18 protein-coding genes are annotated in these 18,675 nt (G+C 73.5%); 10 read left to right on the top strand and 8 right to left on the bottom strand.

The genetic code is table 11. From position 1 onward, the window contains the following. Positions 1–9 precede the first annotated feature (9 nt). From aztC to aztB, 3 genes are read right to left on the bottom strand one after another with little or no spacing between them, the layout of a single operon-like run. A complete protein-coding gene (gene aztC, locus BIU98_RS10305; RefSeq protein ID WP_071275573.1) occupies positions 10–936 on the bottom strand; it encodes a zinc ABC transporter substrate-binding protein AztC in 927 nt (308 codons plus the stop codon). Then, positions 933–2,159, bottom strand: coding sequence for a hypothetical protein (locus BIU98_RS10310; RefSeq protein WP_071275575.1), 1,227 nt, complete (start codon positions 2,157–2,159; stop codon positions 933–935). The genes aztC and BIU98_RS10310 overlap by 4 nt, the downstream gene beginning before the upstream one ends. After that, entirely contained in the window at positions 2,084–2,989 is a 906-nt protein-coding gene (aztB, locus tag BIU98_RS10315) for a zinc ABC transporter permease AztB (protein WP_071275577.1), read from the bottom strand. The genes BIU98_RS10310 and aztB overlap by 76 nt, the downstream gene beginning before the upstream one ends. Before the next feature lie 50 nt (positions 2,990–3,039). On the opposite strand from aztB, the gene BIU98_RS10320 reads away from it, so the two are divergent. The 6 genes from BIU98_RS10320 (at position 3,040) to BIU98_RS10345 (ending at position 8,298) form a co-directional block, all read left to right on the top strand. Next, positions 3,040–3,669, top strand: a complete 630-nt coding sequence (locus BIU98_RS10320) for a metal ABC transporter ATP-binding protein (RefSeq protein ID WP_071275579.1) — start codon at positions 3,040–3,042, stop codon at positions 3,667–3,669. A 231-nt stretch (positions 3,670–3,900) separates the two neighbouring features. Then, entirely contained in the window at positions 3,901–4,743 is an 843-nt protein-coding gene (locus BIU98_RS10325) for a DUF4397 domain-containing protein (protein WP_071275581.1), read from the top strand. 245 nt (positions 4,744–4,988) lie between these two features. Then, complete coding sequence (locus BIU98_RS10330) at positions 4,989–5,477, top strand: class F sortase (RefSeq protein ID WP_083393158.1); 489 nt, start codon at positions 4,989–4,991, stop codon at positions 5,475–5,477. A gap of 89 nt (positions 5,478–5,566) precedes the next feature. Further along, positions 5,567–6,115, top strand: a complete 549-nt coding sequence (locus BIU98_RS10335; RefSeq protein WP_071275583.1) for an RNA polymerase sigma factor — start codon at positions 5,567–5,569, stop codon at positions 6,113–6,115. Further along, entirely contained in the window at positions 6,112–6,906 is a 795-nt protein-coding gene (locus BIU98_RS10340; protein WP_071275585.1) for an anti-sigma factor, read from the top strand. Before BIU98_RS10335 ends, BIU98_RS10340 begins: the two co-directional genes overlap by 4 nt. 234 nt (positions 6,907–7,140) lie before the next feature. Continuing rightward, positions 7,141–8,298, top strand: coding sequence for a DUF475 domain-containing protein (locus BIU98_RS10345; RefSeq protein WP_071275587.1), 1,158 nt, complete (start codon positions 7,141–7,143; stop codon positions 8,296–8,298). 292 nt (positions 8,299–8,590) lie between these two features. Here BIU98_RS10345 and BIU98_RS10350 read toward each other — a convergent pair whose 3' ends face one another. Then, the gene (locus BIU98_RS10350) at positions 8,591–10,180 is read right to left on the bottom strand and encodes a Na+/H+ antiporter (RefSeq protein ID WP_071275589.1); all 1,590 of its coding nucleotides are present in this window, start codon (positions 10,178–10,180) and stop codon (positions 8,591–8,593) included. A gap of 135 nt (positions 10,181–10,315) precedes the next feature. On the opposite strand from BIU98_RS10350, the gene BIU98_RS10355 reads away from it, so the two are divergent. Further along, complete coding sequence (locus tag BIU98_RS10355; RefSeq protein WP_254787854.1) at positions 10,316–11,563, top strand: MFS transporter; 1,248 nt, start codon at positions 10,316–10,318, stop codon at positions 11,561–11,563. A gap of 603 nt (positions 11,564–12,166) precedes the next feature. On the opposite strand, the gene BIU98_RS10360 is transcribed toward BIU98_RS10355, so the two are convergent. From BIU98_RS10360 to BIU98_RS10370, 3 genes are all read right to left on the bottom strand, one after another. Next, positions 12,167–12,421, bottom strand: coding sequence for a hypothetical protein (locus tag BIU98_RS10360; RefSeq protein ID WP_071275591.1), 255 nt, complete (start codon positions 12,419–12,421; stop codon positions 12,167–12,169). A 20-nt stretch (positions 12,422–12,441) separates the two neighbouring features. After that, positions 12,442–12,870, bottom strand: coding sequence for an Hsp20/alpha crystallin family protein (locus BIU98_RS10365; RefSeq protein WP_071275593.1), 429 nt, complete (start codon positions 12,868–12,870; stop codon positions 12,442–12,444). A gap of 189 nt (positions 12,871–13,059) precedes the next feature. Beyond that, positions 13,060–14,223, bottom strand: a complete 1,164-nt coding sequence (locus BIU98_RS10370) for a N(5)-(carboxyethyl)ornithine synthase (protein WP_071275595.1) — start codon at positions 14,221–14,223, stop codon at positions 13,060–13,062. A 99-nt stretch (positions 14,224–14,322) separates the two neighbouring features. Here BIU98_RS10370 and BIU98_RS10375 point away from each other — a divergent pair, with 99 nt between their 5' ends. The 3 genes from BIU98_RS10375 to BIU98_RS10385 all read left to right on the top strand — a co-directional run bounded on the left by BIU98_RS10375 (position 14,323) and on the right by BIU98_RS10385 (position 17,788). After that, positions 14,323–15,258 (top strand): ABC transporter ATP-binding protein, encoded by a 936-nt coding sequence (locus BIU98_RS10375; RefSeq protein WP_071275596.1) that lies wholly within the window; start codon positions 14,323–14,325, stop codon positions 15,256–15,258. Next, positions 15,255–16,127 carry an ABC transporter permease gene (locus BIU98_RS10380; RefSeq protein WP_083393159.1) on the top strand — a complete coding sequence of 291 codons (873 nt, stop codon included), beginning with the start codon at positions 15,255–15,257 and terminating at the stop codon, positions 16,125–16,127. The genes BIU98_RS10375 and BIU98_RS10380 overlap by 4 nt, the downstream gene beginning before the upstream one ends. A 128-nt stretch (positions 16,128–16,255) precedes the next feature. Continuing rightward, entirely contained in the window at positions 16,256–17,788 is a 1,533-nt protein-coding gene (locus BIU98_RS10385; RefSeq protein ID WP_071275598.1) for a glycoside hydrolase family 36 protein, read from the top strand. Between the two features lie 103 nt (positions 17,789–17,891). Here the strand turns inward: BIU98_RS10385 and BIU98_RS10390 are convergent, their stop codons facing one another. Continuing rightward, entirely contained in the window at positions 17,892–18,608 is a 717-nt protein-coding gene (locus BIU98_RS10390; RefSeq protein WP_083393160.1) for a hypothetical protein, read from the bottom strand. Between the last annotated feature and the right edge of the window lie 67 nt (positions 18,609–18,675).

Below are 18,675 nucleotides of genomic sequence, written 5' to 3' on the forward strand. Positions count from 1 at the left end.
TTCTCATTCTCATCTGCGAGCCGACAGGCCGGTGACGATGTCCTCGGTGTTCGACCGCATCATCTCGAGGTAAGTGGCGGCACCCTCGCCCGGGGGCGAGAGGGACTCGGTGGCGAGGGCGGTGACGTCGACGTGGACGTCGGCCTCCTGCGCGAGGACCTCCGCGAGGCGCGCGGGCTGCGAGGCGTCGACGAAGATCGTCGGCACGCCGGCCTCCTCGATCGCGGTGGTGAGGTCGCGCAGGTCGGCGGCGCTCGGCGAGGCCAGGGTCGTGCCGCTCGGGATCACGGCGCCGACGACCCGGAAGTCGAACCGGTCGGCGAGGTACCCGAAGACGTGGTGGTTCGTCACGAGCGCCCGGCGGTCCTCGGGCAGCGCGGCGAAGGCGGTCGTCATGTCGTCGTCGAGGGCGTCGAGCTCGGCGCCGTACGCCTGGAGTCCGGCGTCGAGCGCGGCGTCGTCGATGCCGTCGACCTCGTGGAGCTCCGCGCCGAGTGCGTCGACGACGTCCGCCATCCGGGCCGGGTCGGTCCAGAGGTGCGGGTCGACGCCGTGGTCGTCCTCGGTGGACCACTCCAGCGGTTCGATCGAGTCCCCGGCGGTGAACACGGGCACGCCGTCGGTCGCTGCGGCTGCGACGTGCCGGGCGACGCCCTCCTCGAGGCCGAGGCCGTTCTCCACGACGAGGTCCGCGCGGCGGAGGTCGGCGGCCTCGCGGGCGGAGACCTCGAACGAGTGCGGGTCGGCGCCGGGCGGCATGAGCACCATGACCTCGGCCTGCTCCCCCACGACCTGCTGCACGACGTCGCCGAGGATGTTCGTCGTCACCGCGACCAGGGGGCGGTCGTCCGCGCCGGGGCTGCTGCACCCCGAGGCGCCCAGCACGAGCGTCACGGCGGCTCCGACCGCGACCGCCGAGACCGCGCCTCGCCTCATCGCCCGACCTCGGCCATCACGTCGGGGCGGACGGGTACCGCGATCGAGCGGGCCAGGCGCGCGTCGTCGGCGAAGTCCACCTCGTGCACCACCCGGTCGTCCGGGTCCGCCAGGTACGCCCGCTGGGCGTCGACCTGCAGCGCGGGGACGGAGCCCGCCGGCACGAGCGGTTCGGTCGTCACGGCGGTCCGGTCCGTCCCGCTCAGCACCCGCATGCGGCCGTCGGCGTCGAGTGCCACGACGTGCTCGTCGGTGTCGTCCACGGCGGTGACGGCGACGAGGGGGCGGTCCGTGGGGACGTGCTCCCAGGTGCGCTCTCGGGTGTCGAGGAGCCAGGCGCCGGTGTCCCCGGCGAGGGCCGCGACCGTCGGTCGACCGGTGCGGTTCGCGAAGGCCGTGGCCCGCGGCAGGTCGGCGGGAGCTTCGAGGTGCTCGGCGGTGGGGGTGGCGTCCTCACCGGGCGTGTCCGCGGCCGTCACCAGGACCGCGCCGTCCGCACAGCCGACGACGGCGCCGACCCGGGTGACGATGCCACCGGCGGGGTCCGTGCACGCGGCGGTGACCCCGGTCGGCTCCCCCTGCGCGTCGAGCACCACCACCCGGTCTTGCTCGGCGTCACCGGCGACGAGCCGGTCCCCGAGGGGCAGGAGCACGGCGGCGGCGACCCGCGCGGTCGCGGTGACCTCGCCCTGCCCGAGTGCGGCGCGGTCGAGGGCGACCGCGGTGCCGGCGTCCGGCCAGGACACCGTCGTGGTGGACTCCGACGACGCCACGGCCACCGGTCCCCCACCCGGCAGCGTGCCGACGGTCCGCGCGGTGGCGTCGTAGTAGTGGGTGTGGTCGCCGTGGTCGACCGTCCATGCGCCACCGTCGACGATCGTCGTCCGGTCGGTGTCGCTCGTGACGAGGAACCGCCCGTCGGTGGCCGCGTGCTCGGGGGCGTCGACGGCGTCGAGGTCGGTGGCGTCGCCGGCGAGCAGGTCGTGCAGGGCGAGCGCGCCCGTGTCGTCCGCGACGAGCAGGCGGAGCTGCGGCTCGGCGGCCTCGGAGGCGCCCTCGACGAAGCCGTGGGGTCTCCCGGAGGACCCAGCGGCACCGGACGACGCGGCGGGGCCGGCCGACCCGGCTGACCCGCCCGTGCAGGCGGTCAGGCCGAGCGTGACGGCTGCGGCGAGGCCGAGGCCGAGGCCGAGTGCGGTGCGGTGGTGTGGTGCGTGGAGCATGGTTCCTTCCGGGTGGTGCGGACGTGGACGAGTCGGAGCGTGTGGGACAGGGCGACGACGGTGACCGCGACGGCGGCGATGCTCGCGCCCGCTGCGGTGCCGAGGTGCCACGAGACGAGCAGCCCGGCGAGCACCGCCGCCGAGCCGAGGACCGCGCCGAGGGCCATCGTCGCGAGCAGCCCGCGGGTCCAGGCCCGTGCGGCGGCGGCCGGCGCCAGGAGCAGCCCGACGACGAGCAGCGTGCCGACGGCCCGGTAGGACGCGACCACGGCGAGCGTCACGAGGGCGACCAGGACGACCTCGGCCAGGCGGGGACGCAGCCCGAGGGTGGCGGCCTTCCGTGGGTCGAACGCCGCCGCGGTGAAGGGCCGGTGGAACACGGCCGCGACGAGCAGCGCCACGACGGTCGCGACCGCCAGCGTGCCGAGGTCGACCGGGGTGACGGCGAGCACGTCCCCGAACAGGATCGCCGTCACGTCGGTGGCGAAGGACCGCGAGCCGGAGACGATGATCACCCCGAGCGCGAGCATGCCGACGAACAGCAGCCCGATCGCGGTGTCGTACGACAGGCCGCTCCGCCGTCGGAGGACCCCGACGCCGAGCACCATCGCTCCGGCACTGACCGCAGCGCCGAGCACCGCGGGCACCCCGGTCAACGTGGCGAGGGCGACACCGGGGAGCATGCCGTGCGCTAGCGCCTCGCCGAGGAACGCCATCCCGCGCACGAGGACCCACGTCCCCACGACGGCGCAGAGGACCGCCGCGAGCACGCCCGCCGCCAGGGCGCGGAGCATGAAGTCGACGGAGAACGGGTCGGTCAGCCAGGTCACGGTCCCGAACGCTACATGAAAATGGTTCCCGTTACTGTTAACCTCCACAGGTGCCGTCCCAGCCCGTCCGCCTCCGTTCCGTGACCGTCCGCCGCGGCCAACGCACCGTGCTCCACCGCACCGACGCCGTCTTCGAACACGGCTCCGTCACCGTCGTCGCCGGCGCGAACGGCTCCGGCAAGTCCACGCTCCTCGAGGCCGTCGCCGGCACCCTCCCCACGACCGAGGGCAGCGTCACCGGAGCAGGACCACGCCGGGTCGCCCACGTCGCCCAGTCGGTCTCGACCCCCGGGCCACCCCTCACCGTGCACGCCGCCGTCGCCATGGGCCGGTGGGGCGCCCTCCCCTGGTGGCGTCCCCTCCGCGCCGCCGACCGCGCACTCGTCGACGACCAGCTCCGGCGCCTCGACCTGGTCGACCTCGCCAACCGCCCCCTCGCCGAGCTCTCCGGCGGCCAACGCCAGCGCGCCCTCGTCGCGATGGGCCTCGCCCAGCGCGCCCCCGTGCTCCTCGTCGACGAACCCACCGCCGGCGTCGACGCCCACTCGCTCCGCCTGGTGCTCGCAGCGCTCGCCGCCGAGGCCGCCCGCGGCGCCGTCGTCGTGCACGCGGCGCACGACCCCGGGGCGCTCGCCGCAGCGGACCGCGTGCTCACCCTGCGCGAGGGCGCCCTGCGCTGACGCACCGTGCCCCGCGCCGAGGGAGCAGGAATGGTCGCCTCCGCCAGGGCGACCCGACGGTTCCTGCTCCATCGATGGCGGACGGGAGGCTCAGGGCGGGGTCTCCACGAGCCTCCCGTCCGGAATTCCCTGGGTGGGTGCATCCGGGCGGGCCCTCGGGACGGTAGTGGGGGTGAGCGTCGATGACGACGCCCACCCGACACGGCCTGCGGGCCGACCTGGAGGCACACCATGCGCAAGAACCTCGTGACCGGCATCGGTGCCGGCGCACTGCTCGCGGCCTTCGCGATCGCGGTCCCCGCGACCGCGGCGACCGCCGCACCTGGCGACGCCACGCTGAGCGTCCTGCACGCCGTCCCCGACACCACGGTCGACGTCTGGCTCGACGGAGCCCGCGCGATCGACGACTTCACCCCGGGCACGATGGCCGGTCCGATGTCCGTCGCGGCCGGAGCCCACACCCTCGCGATCACGGCGAGCGACGCGACCGACGACTCCAAGCCGATCATCGGCCCGGCCGACGTGTCGTTCGCCGCCGGCAGCAACTCCACCGCGGTGGCACACCTGGAGGCCGACGGCAGCCCGACGGCCACCGTCTTCACGAACGACACCTCCGCGGTCCCCGCCGGGCAGGGACGTCTCGTCGTCCGGCACGTCGCGGCCGCACCCGCGGTCGACGTGCTCGCAGGCGGGAAGGCCGTCGTGTCGAACCTGTCGAACCCGGACGAGCAGGCGCTGACCCTGGCTGCCGGCACGGTGTCCGCCACGGTCGCGGCGACCGGGACGACCGCCCCGGTGATCGGCCCGGCAGACGTCGCCGTCGCGGCGGGTGCCGACACGATCGTGTACGCGTGGGGCAGCCTCGAGGACGAGAACCTCATGCTCGCCACGCAGACGATCAGCGACCTCGGCGGTGACCCGAACGGCGTGCCGGCCGGGAACGCCGGACTCGTCGCGACGAACGGCACGGAGACCACCCCGCTCGTGATCGGCGGCAGCGCCGTCGTCCTCGCCGGGCTGGCGCTCCTGGTCCTCCGACGTCGCGTGAGCGCCGTCCGAGCCGCACGGCGCTGACCGTGCACCACCGGGTCGGGGCGGCGGTGGCGGTCCCCCTCGCCGCCGCCGTCGCCCTGGCCTGCCTGACCGGGTGCTCGTCGGCGGACCGTGTCCCCGGCGGGCGCTCGCTGTCGGGGGGCGGGTCGTCGGCTTCGGCTGGGGCTCCGGCGGGGGCTTCGGCTTCCGCTTCGGCGGGGGCTTCGGCTTCCGCTTCGGCGGGGGCCGGTGCGCCGTCGCCGGCGCCGTCCGCGTTCTCCACCGCCGTGCCCCTGCGCGACGCCGCGCTCCCCGCCGAGGTGCCGGCCGTTGTCGCCCCCGTGCGCGTCGCCGTCCCGGCCCTCGACATCGACCAGGCCGTCCAGCCCGAGGGCGTCGACCCCTCCGGCGCGATGGCACTCCCCGCTGACCCGGCCGTCGCCGGTTGGTGGCGCTTCGGCTCGACCCCGACCTCCACGGCGGGCTCCACCGTCCTGGCCGCGCACGTGGACGCGGTCGGGTACGGCATCGGCCCGTTCGCGCACCTGGTCGACGTGCCGGTCGGCACGCAGGTCACCGTCACCAGCGAGGACGGCACCACGACGCGGTACGCCGTCGCCACGGTCGACCTGCTCGCGAAGACCGGCGTGCCCTGGGCGAGCGTGTTCGACCACGACGGACCACGGCGTCTCGTGCTCGTCACCTGCGGCGGGACGTTCGACACCGCCACGCACCACTACCGCAGCAACCTCGTCGTCACCGCGACGCCGCTGTGACCGATCCCCGACTCCCCACCGCGACACGGTCCCGAGCCCTACCATCAGGGCAGGGGACCCGAGTTGCCCCTGGAAGGCACCACGCCGACGTGACGACCAACCAGCCCGACGAGAGCGACCTCGCCGACGCCTTCGGCAGCGGTGACGAGCGCGTCCTCCGGGCGGTCTACGAGCGGTGGTCGTCCCTCGTGTACACGCTGGCACTGCGCTCGCTGACCGACGTCGCGGCGGCCGAGGACGTCACCCAACAGGTCTTCGTCCGGGCCTGGCGCGGGCGGCACACCTACCACCCGGACCGGGCTCCGCTCGGCGCCTGGCTCGTCGGCATCACCAGGAACTGCGTCGCCGACGCCCTGGCCGAACGGGCCCGGCACGAGCGACTGGCCCACGCCGTCGCCGACGAGGAACGCACCGCTCCCGCCGAGGACCCGCACGACGGGATGGCGGAACGCGTGCTCGTCGCCGGGGAGCTCGACCGGCTCGAGGACGTGCCCCGCACGGTGATGCGACTGGCGTTCTTCGAGGAACTGAGCCACCGTGAGATCGCGGAGCGGCTCGGGCTGCCGCTCGGCACCGTGAAGAGCCACATCCGTCGAAGTCTGGCTCGGCTCCGAACACGTCTGGAGGTGATCGAATGAACCACATCGACGAGGAGACCCTCGCGTTGCTCGCCATCGGCGACGACGCGCCCTCCGGTGCGGCCGCCGAGCACCTCGCGGCGTGCCCGACGTGCCGCGCCGAACTGGCCGAGCTCCGGCACGTGGTGACCGTGGCGAAGTCCTCGCAGAGCGTCGAGCTCGAGCAGCCGTCCGCGCGGGTGTGGGACCGGATCGCGACGGACCTCGGGTTCGACGACCGGTCGGCCGCGCCTTCCGCTCCTGCTGTGGTTCCCGGGCCTGCCCCTGCCTCTGCTCCTGCTTCTGCTCCTGCTCCTGCTCCCGACGGCCACGTCGCGCGTCGCCGGCCTCGGGTCCGTCGTCGGACGGCGCTGCTCCTCACCGCGGCCGCTGCCGTCGTGGGCCTGGTGCTCGGCCTCGGCGGTGGCTGGTACCTGTTCGTCGGCGGCCCGGGCCGTTCCGACACGGTGGTGTCCCGCACGGCGCTCGACCCGCTGCCCGGATGGTCCGGTGCCCGTGGTTCCGCCGAGCTCGAGCGGGACGCCGACGGACGGCTCAGCCTGGTCGTCGACCTCGACCACCGGGCTGCCGACGGCGCAGCGCCCCTCCGCGAGGTCTGGATGATGCGCTCCGACCTCAGCGGGCTCGTCAGCGTCGGGTTCCTCGACGGTGACACCGGCCGGTTCGTGGTGCCCGCGGGCGTCGACCCGACGCGGTACCCCGTGGTGGACGTCTCCGCCGAGTCGAACGACGGCGACCCCGCGCACTCGGGCGACTCCGTCGTGCGCGGCACGCTCCACACGCGGGCCTGACGCCCCCCCCCCCGCACACACATCGAGGGAGCAGAAGACGTCGAGTCCCCCGATCCGACCCGACGTCTTCTGCTCCATCGATGACGGACCCGCCCGCCGCGCCCGACCCCCACCCGCGGGGTCCACGCAAGGGGGGACGGGCCGTCACCCGACCGGGGGAACCGGCCAGGTCCTCCCGGCCGTTGCCCAGGCCGACCACAGCACCAGCGCAGGTCGGGAGCGCTCCATCGAGGGATGGCCAGATCCCTGCTGACCGTCCCCCTGTCCCTCACCGTCGTCGCCGCCGCGCTCGCGTGGATCGTGCTCGGTCCGGCTGCCGCGCTCGCGTTCGTGGCGCTCGCGCTGCTCGAGATCGCGATGGCGGCGGACTCCTCCGTGCCGATGGCCGGCATCGCCGGGCGCCTGCACTCCCCCGCCAGGAGGCTGTTCCTGTCGCTCGGGATCGTCGCCGGCGTCCTCGCGATGCGGCTCATGCTGCCGCCCGTCGCCGTCGTCGTGGGCTCCGCCGAGGACCCGACCGCCACCGTCGGCGAGGCCGTCTTCGCCCCCGGCGCCTTCGCCGCCCACCTGCAGGAGGTCCGGCCCGCCCTCGCCGCCTTCGGCGCCGCGTTCATCTGGCTGGTGTTCGCGGAGTACCTGTTCAACACGGACCGTGCGTCGCGTCGGTCCTGGCTCGGCCGCCTGGAGGCTCGACTCGCCGCCGTCGCCCGCCCTCGCGTCTGGTCGCTGGTCACCGCCACGGCCGGGGTCGCGGTGACGAGCGTCCTGGTCGCCTCCGCCGCCGCGTGGGAGGCGCCCGAGGTCGTGCCGGTGGTCGTCGGCGGCGCCCTGGGCATCGGCGCGTACCTCGGGTCGAAGCGGCTCGCACGATGGGCGCTGCACGGGGGTGGGGGTGCTGGTGGTGCGGGTGCCGGGGGTGCGGCTGTGGGCACCGACACGGACGCGGTCGGGACCGGGCGTGGGGCCTGGCGCATCCACGTGTACGCGTCGACCGTGGTGTTCGAGCGAGGGCTCGTCGTGTTCATGCTGTTCGAGATCCTCGACGGCGTGTACTCGCTGTCAGGGTCCGGCGTGCTCGGCGCGGACGGGCTCAGCGCGCTCGAGCAGGCCGCGGTCGGTGCTGGGGCGATCGGCGTCGGGGCGTTGTTCCTCGCGCGGTTGACGTCGCGCCTGGACCAGGCGGCGGGATTGAAGCGACTGCGCTACCTGAAGGCCGGTGCGGCGTACGTGCTCGGGGTGCTGGCGGTGCTGCTGTGGACGAGCCTGCTCGTGCCGATCCCGGGCGTGCTCGTCGGGTGGTTCGGCACGGTCGTGATCGGCCTGGCGCTGGCGTCCTCGTTGCCGTGGCGGGCGTGGGTGCGGCGCGCGGGGCTCCGTCCGGCGCGGGGGTGAGGCGGGCGGGCTGGCGCGCACGGTCGTGGTCCGTGCAGCCTCGCACCGTGCTGTCCGCGCCGTGCTGCCCTGCACGCGCTGCCCCGCACCGTGCGCGCTTCCCCGGCCGGTGCGAGGTTGACCACTCCGTGCTGAGGCGTTGCGCCGCACGGGGTGGTCAACCTCGCACGGAGGCCACGACCTCGGCCAGCGCTGGCACGACGCACCCGCGTCGGCCCACACACGCCGGGCACCCGGGAGCCGGTGCGCCCGGCGTCGGCACGGCCGAGCGCACCGGGCACCTGCGCCGCGCCTACTCCCGCTCGCCCTGCCGGAGCAGCCGGGTCTCCTCGGCGTCGTACTCGGCACGGACCTGACGCAGCACGAGGTCGTCGATGTCGCCGTCGTCGCGCATCTTGATCACCCTCGCCGACTTCAGCCGCACGAGCGCGAGTTCGAGCTCCACCGCGGCACCGCGCTGCTGCAGGAGGGGGTGGTCGTCGTCGTCGCTCTGCTCGGCGCGCACGAGGGCGAGATGGCCCTCGTACTCGTCCTGGATGCGCTGCACGACCTCGGCGTCGGCGCCGGACCGCTTGGCCAGACGGGGCAGGGCGTCGAGCGCTTCCTCGATCGCCAGACGCTCGGCACGCCGGCGTTCCTCGACCACCTCGCCGCTGCCGTCGAAGTCCGCCCACCGCACCACCGCGGGCAGCACGAGCGACTGCGCGACGATCGTGACGACGACCACGCCGGCCACCACGAAGACGATGAGGTCGCGGTCCGGGAACGCGCCGCCGCTCTCGACCATGCGCGGGACGGCGACGGCGGCCGCGAGCGAGACAGCCCCACGGAAGCCCGTGAATCCGCTCACCACGCGGTCGCGGTGTCCTTCGCGCGGACCGCCGCCGGTGCGCAGGGTCACGAGCCGGATGGTGCCCCACGACAGGTTGAGGAACGCGAAGCGGAGCACGACGACCGCGAGCGACACCAGCCCGATCATGCCGAGGCCGACCAGGAGCTCGCGCGGCTCGAGCTCGCGGATGGCGATCGTGGCCTCGATCCCGACGAGCACGAACAGGGCACCGTTGAGCAGGAACGTGGCGAACGACCAGAACGAGCGCACCTGCTGCCGGGTCTCTGCGCGGTCGAGCTTCGGTGCGACCTGGCTGACGACGAGGCCGGCGACGACGACCGCGAGCACACCCGACGCCCCGATCGCCTCCGCCGCGAGGAACGCGACGAACGGCACGAGCAGCGTCAACATGTTCTCGAGGATCACCGCCGACACCCGGCGCAGCACGAGCATCCCGAGCCAGGACACCAGCAGCCCCGCCGCGATGCCCCCGACGTAGGAGAGCAGCAGCATGCCGGAGACGTTCCAGACGGTGAGCGTCTGCTCGCCCGCCGTGACCGCCACCGCGATGCCGTAGATGACGAGCGTCGTTCCGTCGTTCACCAGGCTCTCCGCGCGGAGCACCGTGGTGTTGCGTCGGGGCAGCGACCGCGTCAGGGCACCGACCGCGGTGGCGTCGGTCGGTGCGACGGCGGCACCGAGCACCCACGCCGGACCCCAGGGCATCCCGAGCAGGTGCAGCAGCGTGGCGACACCGCCGGCCGTCAGCACGACGAGCAGCGTGCCCATGAGCAGGATGCCGCGGAAGTTCGCGCGGATCTCCCGTAGTGAGATCGTCAGGCTCTCCCAGTACAGCAGCGCGGGCAGGAACAGCAGCAGGACCGCGTCGGCCGGCAGCTCCAGCTTCCCGAAGACGGGGATGAACGCGATGCCGGCGCCGAAGGCGAGCAGCAGGACGGGCGGCGCGATCCGCAAGCGTCCGGAGATCGCCGTCGCGACGGCGATCGCCGTGGCGAGCACGACGACGAGTTCTGGTGCGATGAGTTCCATGGGTGTCACAGCCTGACATGGCGTCGATGTGGGCGGTGCCGGGAAGTGCGCACCTGTGGAGAGTCAGCGCGACGAGGTGCCCTGTGCATTCCGCGCCCGGACGCGCGCACTGCCCCGACCTGCCACAGTGGAGGCGTGGGAACCGCAACGGCGCCGCTGCCGACCCGACGTCACCGCTTGGCACTCTTCGCCACGTCCACCATGACGGGGTTCGGCATCGCGTCCTGGATCACCCGCACCCCGGCGGTCCGCGACGACCTCGGCGCCTCGCTCGAGGCGATGGGCCTCGTCCTCTTCGGCCTCTCCGTCGGCTCGATGATCGGCATCCTCGGTGCCGGCGCACTGATCCGCCGCGTCGGGACCCGTCCGCTCGTGCTGCTCGGCGGCGCGCTGCCCGTGATCGGCGTCCTGCTGGTCGGGCTCACGGCACCGGCGCAGCTGCCCGCCGGGGTGTGGATCGGCCTGTTCCTCGTCGGCTTCGGCGCCGGGGTCGCCGAGATCGGCCTGAACGTCGAAGCCGCCGCCGTCGAACGGGTCATCGAGCGCCCGGTCGTGCCCGTCCTGCACGCGTGCTTCAGCCTCGGTACCGTCGCCGGTGGACTCGTCGGCATCGCGATGACCGCGGCCCGGGTGCCCGTCGTGGTGCACCTACCAGTCGCCGCCGTCGTGATGGCCGCGCTCGCCCTCACCGCCGCGCTCAACCTCCGCCCGATGCCCCGCCCCGACACGGCAGCGGCAGCGGCAGCGGCAGCCAGCGCAGCGACCGCCGACCCCAGCGACAGCGAGTCCGTCAGCACCGCGACCGCCCGCCGACGCTCGGTCATCACCGTGCAGCTCCTGCTCCTCGCCGTCATCACCCTCGCGATGGCCTTCGCCGAGGGTGCTGCGAGCGACTGGCTCCCCCTCCTCATGACGAGCGACCACGACGCCCCGGAGGTCCTCGGCTCCCTCGTCTTCACCGGGTTCGCCCTCGCCATGCTCATCGGCCGTTCCGCCGGGACGCCCCTCGTCACCCGGTTCGGACGCGCAACGGTCATCCGCACGTGCGCGGTCGTCGGCGCCGTGGGCGTGGTGGCCGTCGTGCTCTCGCCGTCCCCGATCGTGACCGCCGCGGCCGCGGCTGTGTGGGGCCTCGGCATCGCGCTCGGCTTCCCGCTCGCCGTGTCGGCTGCCGGCGACCACCCCACCGACGGCGACCGCCGGGTGTCCGTCGTCGCGACCGCTGGCTACGTCGCGTTCCTGGTCGGGCCGCCGGCGCTCGGCTTCCTCGGGGAGCACCTCGGCCTCCGGGTCGCGATGCTCGTCCCCCTGGCGCTCCTCGTCGTCACCGTCGTCATCGCATCGGCGGCCGGCCGACAGACCTCGACGCCCCGCACCACCTGAGACGCCGGAGTCTCGCCGACTCGCTCACCGAGACGCCGGTGTCTCACGTGGACACCGGCGTCTCGTCAGAACACTGGAGTGGCCCAGACGCCGGTGTCTCGTCGAGACGCCCCAGAGCGCCCGAGACACCGCGGAAAACTGCGGCGTCTCGAGGCTCTCGCGGCGTCTCGAAGTGACGGCCCTGTCTCGCCGCACCACCTCAACCAGACGCCGGTGTCTCGTCGGGACCCTGGAGTGGCCCCAGACGCCGGTGTCTCGTCGAAACGCCCCAGAGTGCCCGAGACGCCGCGGAAAACTGCGGCGTCTCGAGGCCCTCCCGGCGTCTCGTGCTGACGGCCCTGTCTCGCGGCACCAGAACACTGAGACGCCGGCGTCTCGTCGGAACACTGGAGTCGCCCCAGACGCCGGTGTCTCGTCGAGACGCCGCAGAGTGCCCGAGACACCGCGGAAAACTGCGGCGTCTCAAGGCTCTCGCGGCGTCTCACGGTGACGGACCTGTCTCGCGGCAGCAGCACGTCCAGACGCCGGCGTCTCGCCGCCGCCGCGCAACAGCGGACGGACGGGAGGCCCGGCGCCAGCTGGCACCGGGCCTCCCGTCCGCGATCAGGCGGTGTGCGCCGGGGGCGACCTCGCCCACCGTCCGACCCACGAGCGGACGTCCCGCCAGGCCCGGCGCGCCGACCGCACCAGCGGCCGGGGTCGACCGTCGACCGGACGACTCCGGCCGGGCAGGACTGCCGTCGTCGTCGACGACGCCATGAGGCCACGGACGAGGTCCGCGAACAGCGTGTCGACGATCACGGCCTCCGCGTCGTGGATCGCTGCGTCCGCCGTCTGCGCCGAGGCAACGAGTTCCACCGCAGCACCTCCGACGTCGGTCAGCCGGCGATGGCCTGCTGGTCGGTGGGGGCGCCGCTCGTGATCGCGATCTTCCGGGGCTTCGCCTTCGGGGTGACCGGGATCACGAGGGAGAGCACGCCGTTGTCGTAGTGCGCCGAGATGGCCTCGGAGTCGACGCCCTCGCCGAGGCTGAACTGCCGCAGGTACGAACCGTGCGGGCGCTCCTGAAGCAGCCAGCCGCTGCCGGACCGCTCCGGGGCGCTGCGCTCGGCGCGGATGGTGAGGAGCTGGCCGTCCACGTTGACGTCGACCGAACCGGGGTCGATGCCGGGCAGGTCGGCGTTGAGGACGTACTGGTCGCCGTCGCGGTGCAGGTCGACGGGCATCGGCTTGAGGCTCTGACGGCCGCCGAGCAGAGCACCCGTCAGACGGTCCAGCTCGGTGAAAGGATCGAACGTCATGGTCATGTGAGAGTCCCCTTTCGGTGTCGGAGTGTCGAGGTGTCCGGCTCTGGACGCCGGATCTGCCGTCATCGTAGGACTGCGCTGGGCCAGTGTTCCTCAGGGGTCGCTTCGAGGTCCCTGCGTGGTTGCTCGGAGCTCGACCCGGCGCTGCTCCGCGCCGCTCGGCCGTCCGTACGGCGCTGAGACCTCAGCTCACGCCACCTCGTGCGGGTACTCGGCGGAGCGCCCCTGGAACGCGAGGATCGCCGAGTTGTGGACGTTCCCGTCCTCGATCTCGATCGCACGGCGGAGTGGCTCGCACTCCTGCCACGAGGCACGACCCTCCATCACCGGTCGGATGAACGGCAGCAGCGCCTCGCTGATCTCCCACGTCGCCGAGTTCCAGAGCAGCGACGGGCTGTGGTCGACGGCGTAGTAGTTGGTCCACTCGCCGACGGTGACGAGCGGCTCCTCGAAGGAGGTCGCCCGCGCCCAGTCGAAGCCCATGCCGGGGTCGATGGAGACGTCGACGACGAGACTGCCGGGGCGGAAGGCCCCGAGGTCGACCTCCCGCAGGTACGTCAGGGGCGCGTTCGGGTCCTGCAGCGTGCAGTTCACGACGATGTCGTGGTCGGCGAGGTACGGCGCGAGTGCGACGGGCCCGTCGGGGGTGTCCACGGTGCTGGCGTAGGGCGCCTCGGGGTCGTGCTCGAAGTGCAGCATGTCCACGGACGGGATCGGGGACCCGACCGCGGCGATGTCGCGGTTCGTCAGGACGCGCACGTCGTGGACCCCGTGGGCGTTGAGCGCGGTGACGGCGCCGCGGGCCGTGGCTCCGAAGCCGATCACCACGGCGGAGAGCCGACGGCCGTAGTCGCCGGTCGAGCCGCAGAGCTGCATCGCGTGGATGACCGAGCAGTACCCGGCGAGCTCGTTGTTCTTGTGGAACACGTGCAGCCCGAAGCCGCCGTCGGCGCGCCAGTGGTTCATGGCCTCCCAGGCGATGAGCGTCAGGCGCTTGTCGATCGCGTGCTGTGTCAGTTCGCGGTCCTGCACGCAGTGCGGCCACCCCCACAGGACCTGGCCGTCGCGGAGGTCCTCGAGGTCGGCGGCGAGCGGCTTCGGGAGCAGGACGACGTCGGCGGCCGCGATGACCTCGGCACGGTCGGCCATCGCGCCGACGAGCGGCTCGATCTGGTCGTCCGGCACGCCGAACCGCAGCCCGTACCCACGCTCCAGCACCATCGCGGCGCGCAGGTCGGGATCGATCCGGGCGATGTGGGCGGGGTGGACGGGGAGTCGCCACTCGTCGGCCTTGGCGGACTGCGCCAGGACGCCGAGACGGAGCAGCGGCGTTGCGGTTCCTTCAGTGGTCATGGGGCGACCCTACGGGGCGTGCTGACCCGCCGATCACACATCAGATCTCATACCCGAGGGGGAGGCAGTGGACGCACGGCCTGTCCTACCGTGGCGGGCGTGATCGAAGTCGACCATCTCACCAAACGTTACGGTCCCAAGCTCGCCGTCGACGACGTCTCGTTCGTCGTGCGGCCGGGCAGCGTGACCGGCTTCCTCGGCCCCAACGGCGCCGGGAAGTCCACCACGATGCGCATGATCATGGGGCTGGACCGGCCGACCGCCGGCACCGCGACCGTGAACGGGAAGCCCTACACGGCCTTCCGTGACCCGCTCCGGCAGGTCGGGGCCCTGCTCGAGGCCAAGGCGGTCCACTCCGGCCGCAGCGCCTACAACCACCTGCTCTCGCTCGCGGCGACCCACGGCATCCCGAAGTCCCGCGTGCACGAGGTCATCGACATGACCGGGCTCGACTCCGTCGCCCGCAAGCGCGTCGGCGGGTTCTCCCTCGGCATGGGCCAGCGCCTCGGCATCGCGGCGGCGCTGCTCGGCGACCCGAAGACCCTGATCCTCGACGAGCCGGTCAACGGCCTCGACCCCGACGGCGTGCTGTGGGTCAGGCAGCTCGCCCGGCGGATGGCAGCAGACGGACGCACCGTCTTCCTCTCCAGCCACCTGATGAGCGAGATGGCCCAGACGGCGGACCGCGTGGTCGTCCTCGGCCGCGGCAAGGTGCTCGCCGACGCCCCCATCGCCGAGTTCGTCGCCGGTGCCGGCGCTGCCGACGGCCAGCCCGGAGGCGGCAGCCGCGTCGTCGTCCGCACCCCGTCACCCGACCAGCTCTTCGCCGCGATCGGCCAGGCCGCCACCGCGGTCACCCCGCGCGACGACGGCTCCTTCCTCGTGGTCGGCCCCGACGCCCCCACGGTCGGCACCATCGCCGCCCGGGCCGGCGTCGTGCTCCACGAACTCACCCCGATGGGCGCCAGCCTGGAAGAGGCGTACATGGCCCTCACCCGCGACGACGTCGAGTACCGATCGGAGGGCGTCCGATGAGCGCGCCGAACACCGCCCCGGCCCAGCAGCACCGGCACCGCGAGGCCTCCGTGCCGGACAGCGTCGGCCTGACCTTCCCGCGCCTGGTCCGCAGCGAGTGGATCAAGCTCCGCAGCATCCGGTCCACCGTCTGGTGCTTCGCCATCCTCGTCCTGCTGACGATCGCGATGGCCGTGCTGCTCGGCGCCGTCGTCGACCAGGGCACCGACCCCCTGCCGCAGGACGCGGTCAACGGCAGCTTCGTCAGCCTGAACACCGCGAGCGTCTCCCTGACGGCCCTGGTCGTCGGCGTGCTCGGCGTGCTCATCATCACGGGCGAGTACGGCACCGGACAGGTCCGCTCCACGTTCACGGCCGACCCCGGCCGCACCGGGGTGATCCTCGCCAAGGCGTTCGTCCTCGCGCTCGCGACCTTCGTCGTGAGCCTCGTGTCGACGTGGATCGGCGTCGTGGTCTCCGCAGTTCTGCAGGCCGGCAAGGACGTCCACCCGGAGCTCGGTGACCCGTCCGTGTGGATGCCGATCCTCGGCGCCTCGGTCTACGTGACGCTCGTGGCGCTGTTCGCCTACGGCATCGGGCTGCTCGTCCGGTCGAGCGCCGGCGGCATCGCGATCACGCTCGGGATCTTCCTGGTGCTCCCGGTGATCCTGTCGATCTTCACGCAGCTGGTGCAGGCGCAGTGGGTCGCCGACCTCGCGAAGTTCCTGCCCTCGACCGCCGGCGGTGAGCTGTACAGCTACGCCTGGGCCGGTTCCGGCGCACAGCAGGGTGTGGTGCTGAACGGCTGGGGTGGCTTCGCCGTCTTCGCCGGCGAGGTCGTCGTCATCGGCGCCGCGGCGATCGCGGTCGCGCGCTCGCGCGACGTCTGACCCGACCACCCCTGGACGGGAGGCCCACCACCGGACCGGTGGTGAGCCTCCCGTCCGTCGTCCGGTCCAGGCCCTACGCTCGCTGGCGGGCCGTCGACCGCGGCCCCTGACGACCGAGGACGTGCGCCATGCCCCGACCGCTCCGCTTCGACGGAACGACCATCGCCGATGCGGACGGGATCGACGCGACCGCGCTCGGGTGGGTCGTCGGCCCTGGTCCCGTGACCGTCGCGCTCGACGCCGACGTCACGGACTTCCACCGTCAGGGGTGGACCTCGTGGTCCCCCTCGGGCTGGGCGGCGCTCGACGAGAGCCCCGTGCGGATCTGGGGCGATGACGAGCGACGCCAGACCGCCGACGACGCCGCCAACGACACGCCGGACCGGCACGAGGGCAACGGCGTCGGTGCCGTTCGCCTGGCCGACGGCCGCGTGCTGCTCCTCGGCGCACTCGGACTCGGCACGCCGCGGGTCGGGGCATCGCGCGTCGGGGCCTCACACGCAGAACTCAGCGGCACCGTCGAGCACGACGACGGCTCGGGGTGGTTCCTCGGCCTCGGCCCCGAGGACGCGGTCTTCGCCCGGTACGCCGGACTGCTCCGGGAACGGCTGGGCACCCCGACCGCTCCCCCGGTGTCGACGCTCTGGTGCAGCTGGTACTCGTACTTCGAGGACATCGACGAACAGCTCGTCACGACGGCCGTCGACGACCTCGGCACGCTGCCGATCGACGTCGTGCAGCTCGACGACGGCTGGGAGACGATCGTCGGCGACTGGGTGCCGAACGCGAAGTTCCCGTCCGGCATGGACGCCATCGCCGCGCGGATCGCCGCCCGGGGGTCCCGGCCGGGTCTCTGGCTCGCACCGCTCATCTGCCTGCCGGGCTCGACGACCGCGACCGAGCACCCCGAGTGGCTCGTGCAGGACCCCGACGGCGGACCGCTCGTCGCCGGACACAACTGGGACTCGCACTACTTCGCCCTCGACACCACCCGACCCGACGTGCAGGAGCACCTCGACACGGTGATCCGTCGGGTGGTCGGCTGGGGCTTCCGCTACCTCAAGCTCGACTTCATGTACGCCGGTGCCCTCCGGGGTGTCCGGCACCAGGACCTGCCACGCGAACGTGTCTGGCGGGACGCCGTCGAGCTGATCCGTGCCGCGGCCGGCCCCGACGTGTACCTGCTCGGCTGCGGTGTGCCGATGCTGCCGTCGGTCGGGCTCCTCGACGGGGTGCGCGTCGGACCGGACACGGCGTCGGACTGGACGTACCCGGCCTGCGTCGCCGACCCGAGCCACGAGGGCGGGCTCAACGGCGTCGCTGCGTCGGTCCCCCGGCTCTGGATGCGCGACCTGTACCAGGTCGATCCCGACGTCGCCTACTTCCGCTCCCGCGAGACCACGCTGACGCCCGAGCAGCGACAGACGATCGCGGACCTCGCCGTCGTGTCGGGGTTCCGGTCCACGTCCGACCCCGTCGCGTGGCTCGAGGACCCGGAGCGCGAGGCGATGGCGCGCTTCCTCCGCGAGGACCCCGTCGTGCAGCCCCTCGGCGACGACCGGTTCCTGGTGGACGGCCGCACGGTGGACTTCGGTCCGGCGGTGCGCGAAGCGCGCGCCGGTCGCGAGCAGCTCACCGAGACGCGGTCGCCGGCCGTCTGACCCGGCCAGCCACGGACTGGAGGCTCGGTGCCCGTCCGGCACCGAGCCTCCAGTCCGTCATTGCGTGCGTCGCCGGACGCGACCGGTCACGACACCCCGTCGGTCAGGGGGTGTCGACGCGGCGGGCCGCGGGGGTCTGGACGCCGAGCTGCTGGGCGAGCCGGTCGACGCGGCCGTGGATGGCGTCGCGGACGGACGACCAGGCGTTGACCCCGCCCTCCGGTGCGCCGACGAACCAGTCCTGCACCTGGGTCCCGCGTGGCACGGGGCAGGTGTCCCGGCAGCCGATGCGGACGACGAGGTCGGCGTCGACCAGGTCCTGCGGCTCGAGTCGGACCAGCACGGCGTCGGGGTCGAGGTCGACGCGGTCGAGGTGCATGGCGGCCACGACCTCGGGATCGATCCGGCGGGCGGGGTCGAGCGCTCGCGCGGTGACCTCGACGTCCTCGGGCAGGAGCCGGCGGAAGTACGCCACCGCGATCTGCGCGCGACCGGCGCCGTGCGGGCTGACGACCACGAGTCGGTGGAAACCGTCTCGAGGTACGTCGACCTGCGCCCCGGGGACGTGGCCCGTCAGCACGCGCACCTGGCGCACGATGCCCACCACGACGCCCGCGCCGAACAGCGGGGCGCCGAGGAGCAGCAGCAGCCAGAGCGGAGCGCGTCGGTACCCGGCGCCGATCGTCGCGCCGAGGTCCCAGTCGACCGAGTTGCCCGCCCAGACCATGAGCACGAGGAAGCCGGCGCTGCCGACGGAGACCGCCCACGGGTGACGGATGAGCCAGGCCTGGGACCCGGGGCGTGGCCTGTCGTTCGTCACGCTGCGATCGTAGGGGGCGGTGCTCTGTCGCGGGACGTCTGTCCGTGCGATGCTCGTCGCAACGGAC

It is taken from the genome of Curtobacterium sp. MMLR14_010 (assembly GCF_001865015.1).
Lineage (GTDB): Bacteria > Actinomycetota > Actinomycetes > Actinomycetales > Microbacteriaceae > Curtobacterium.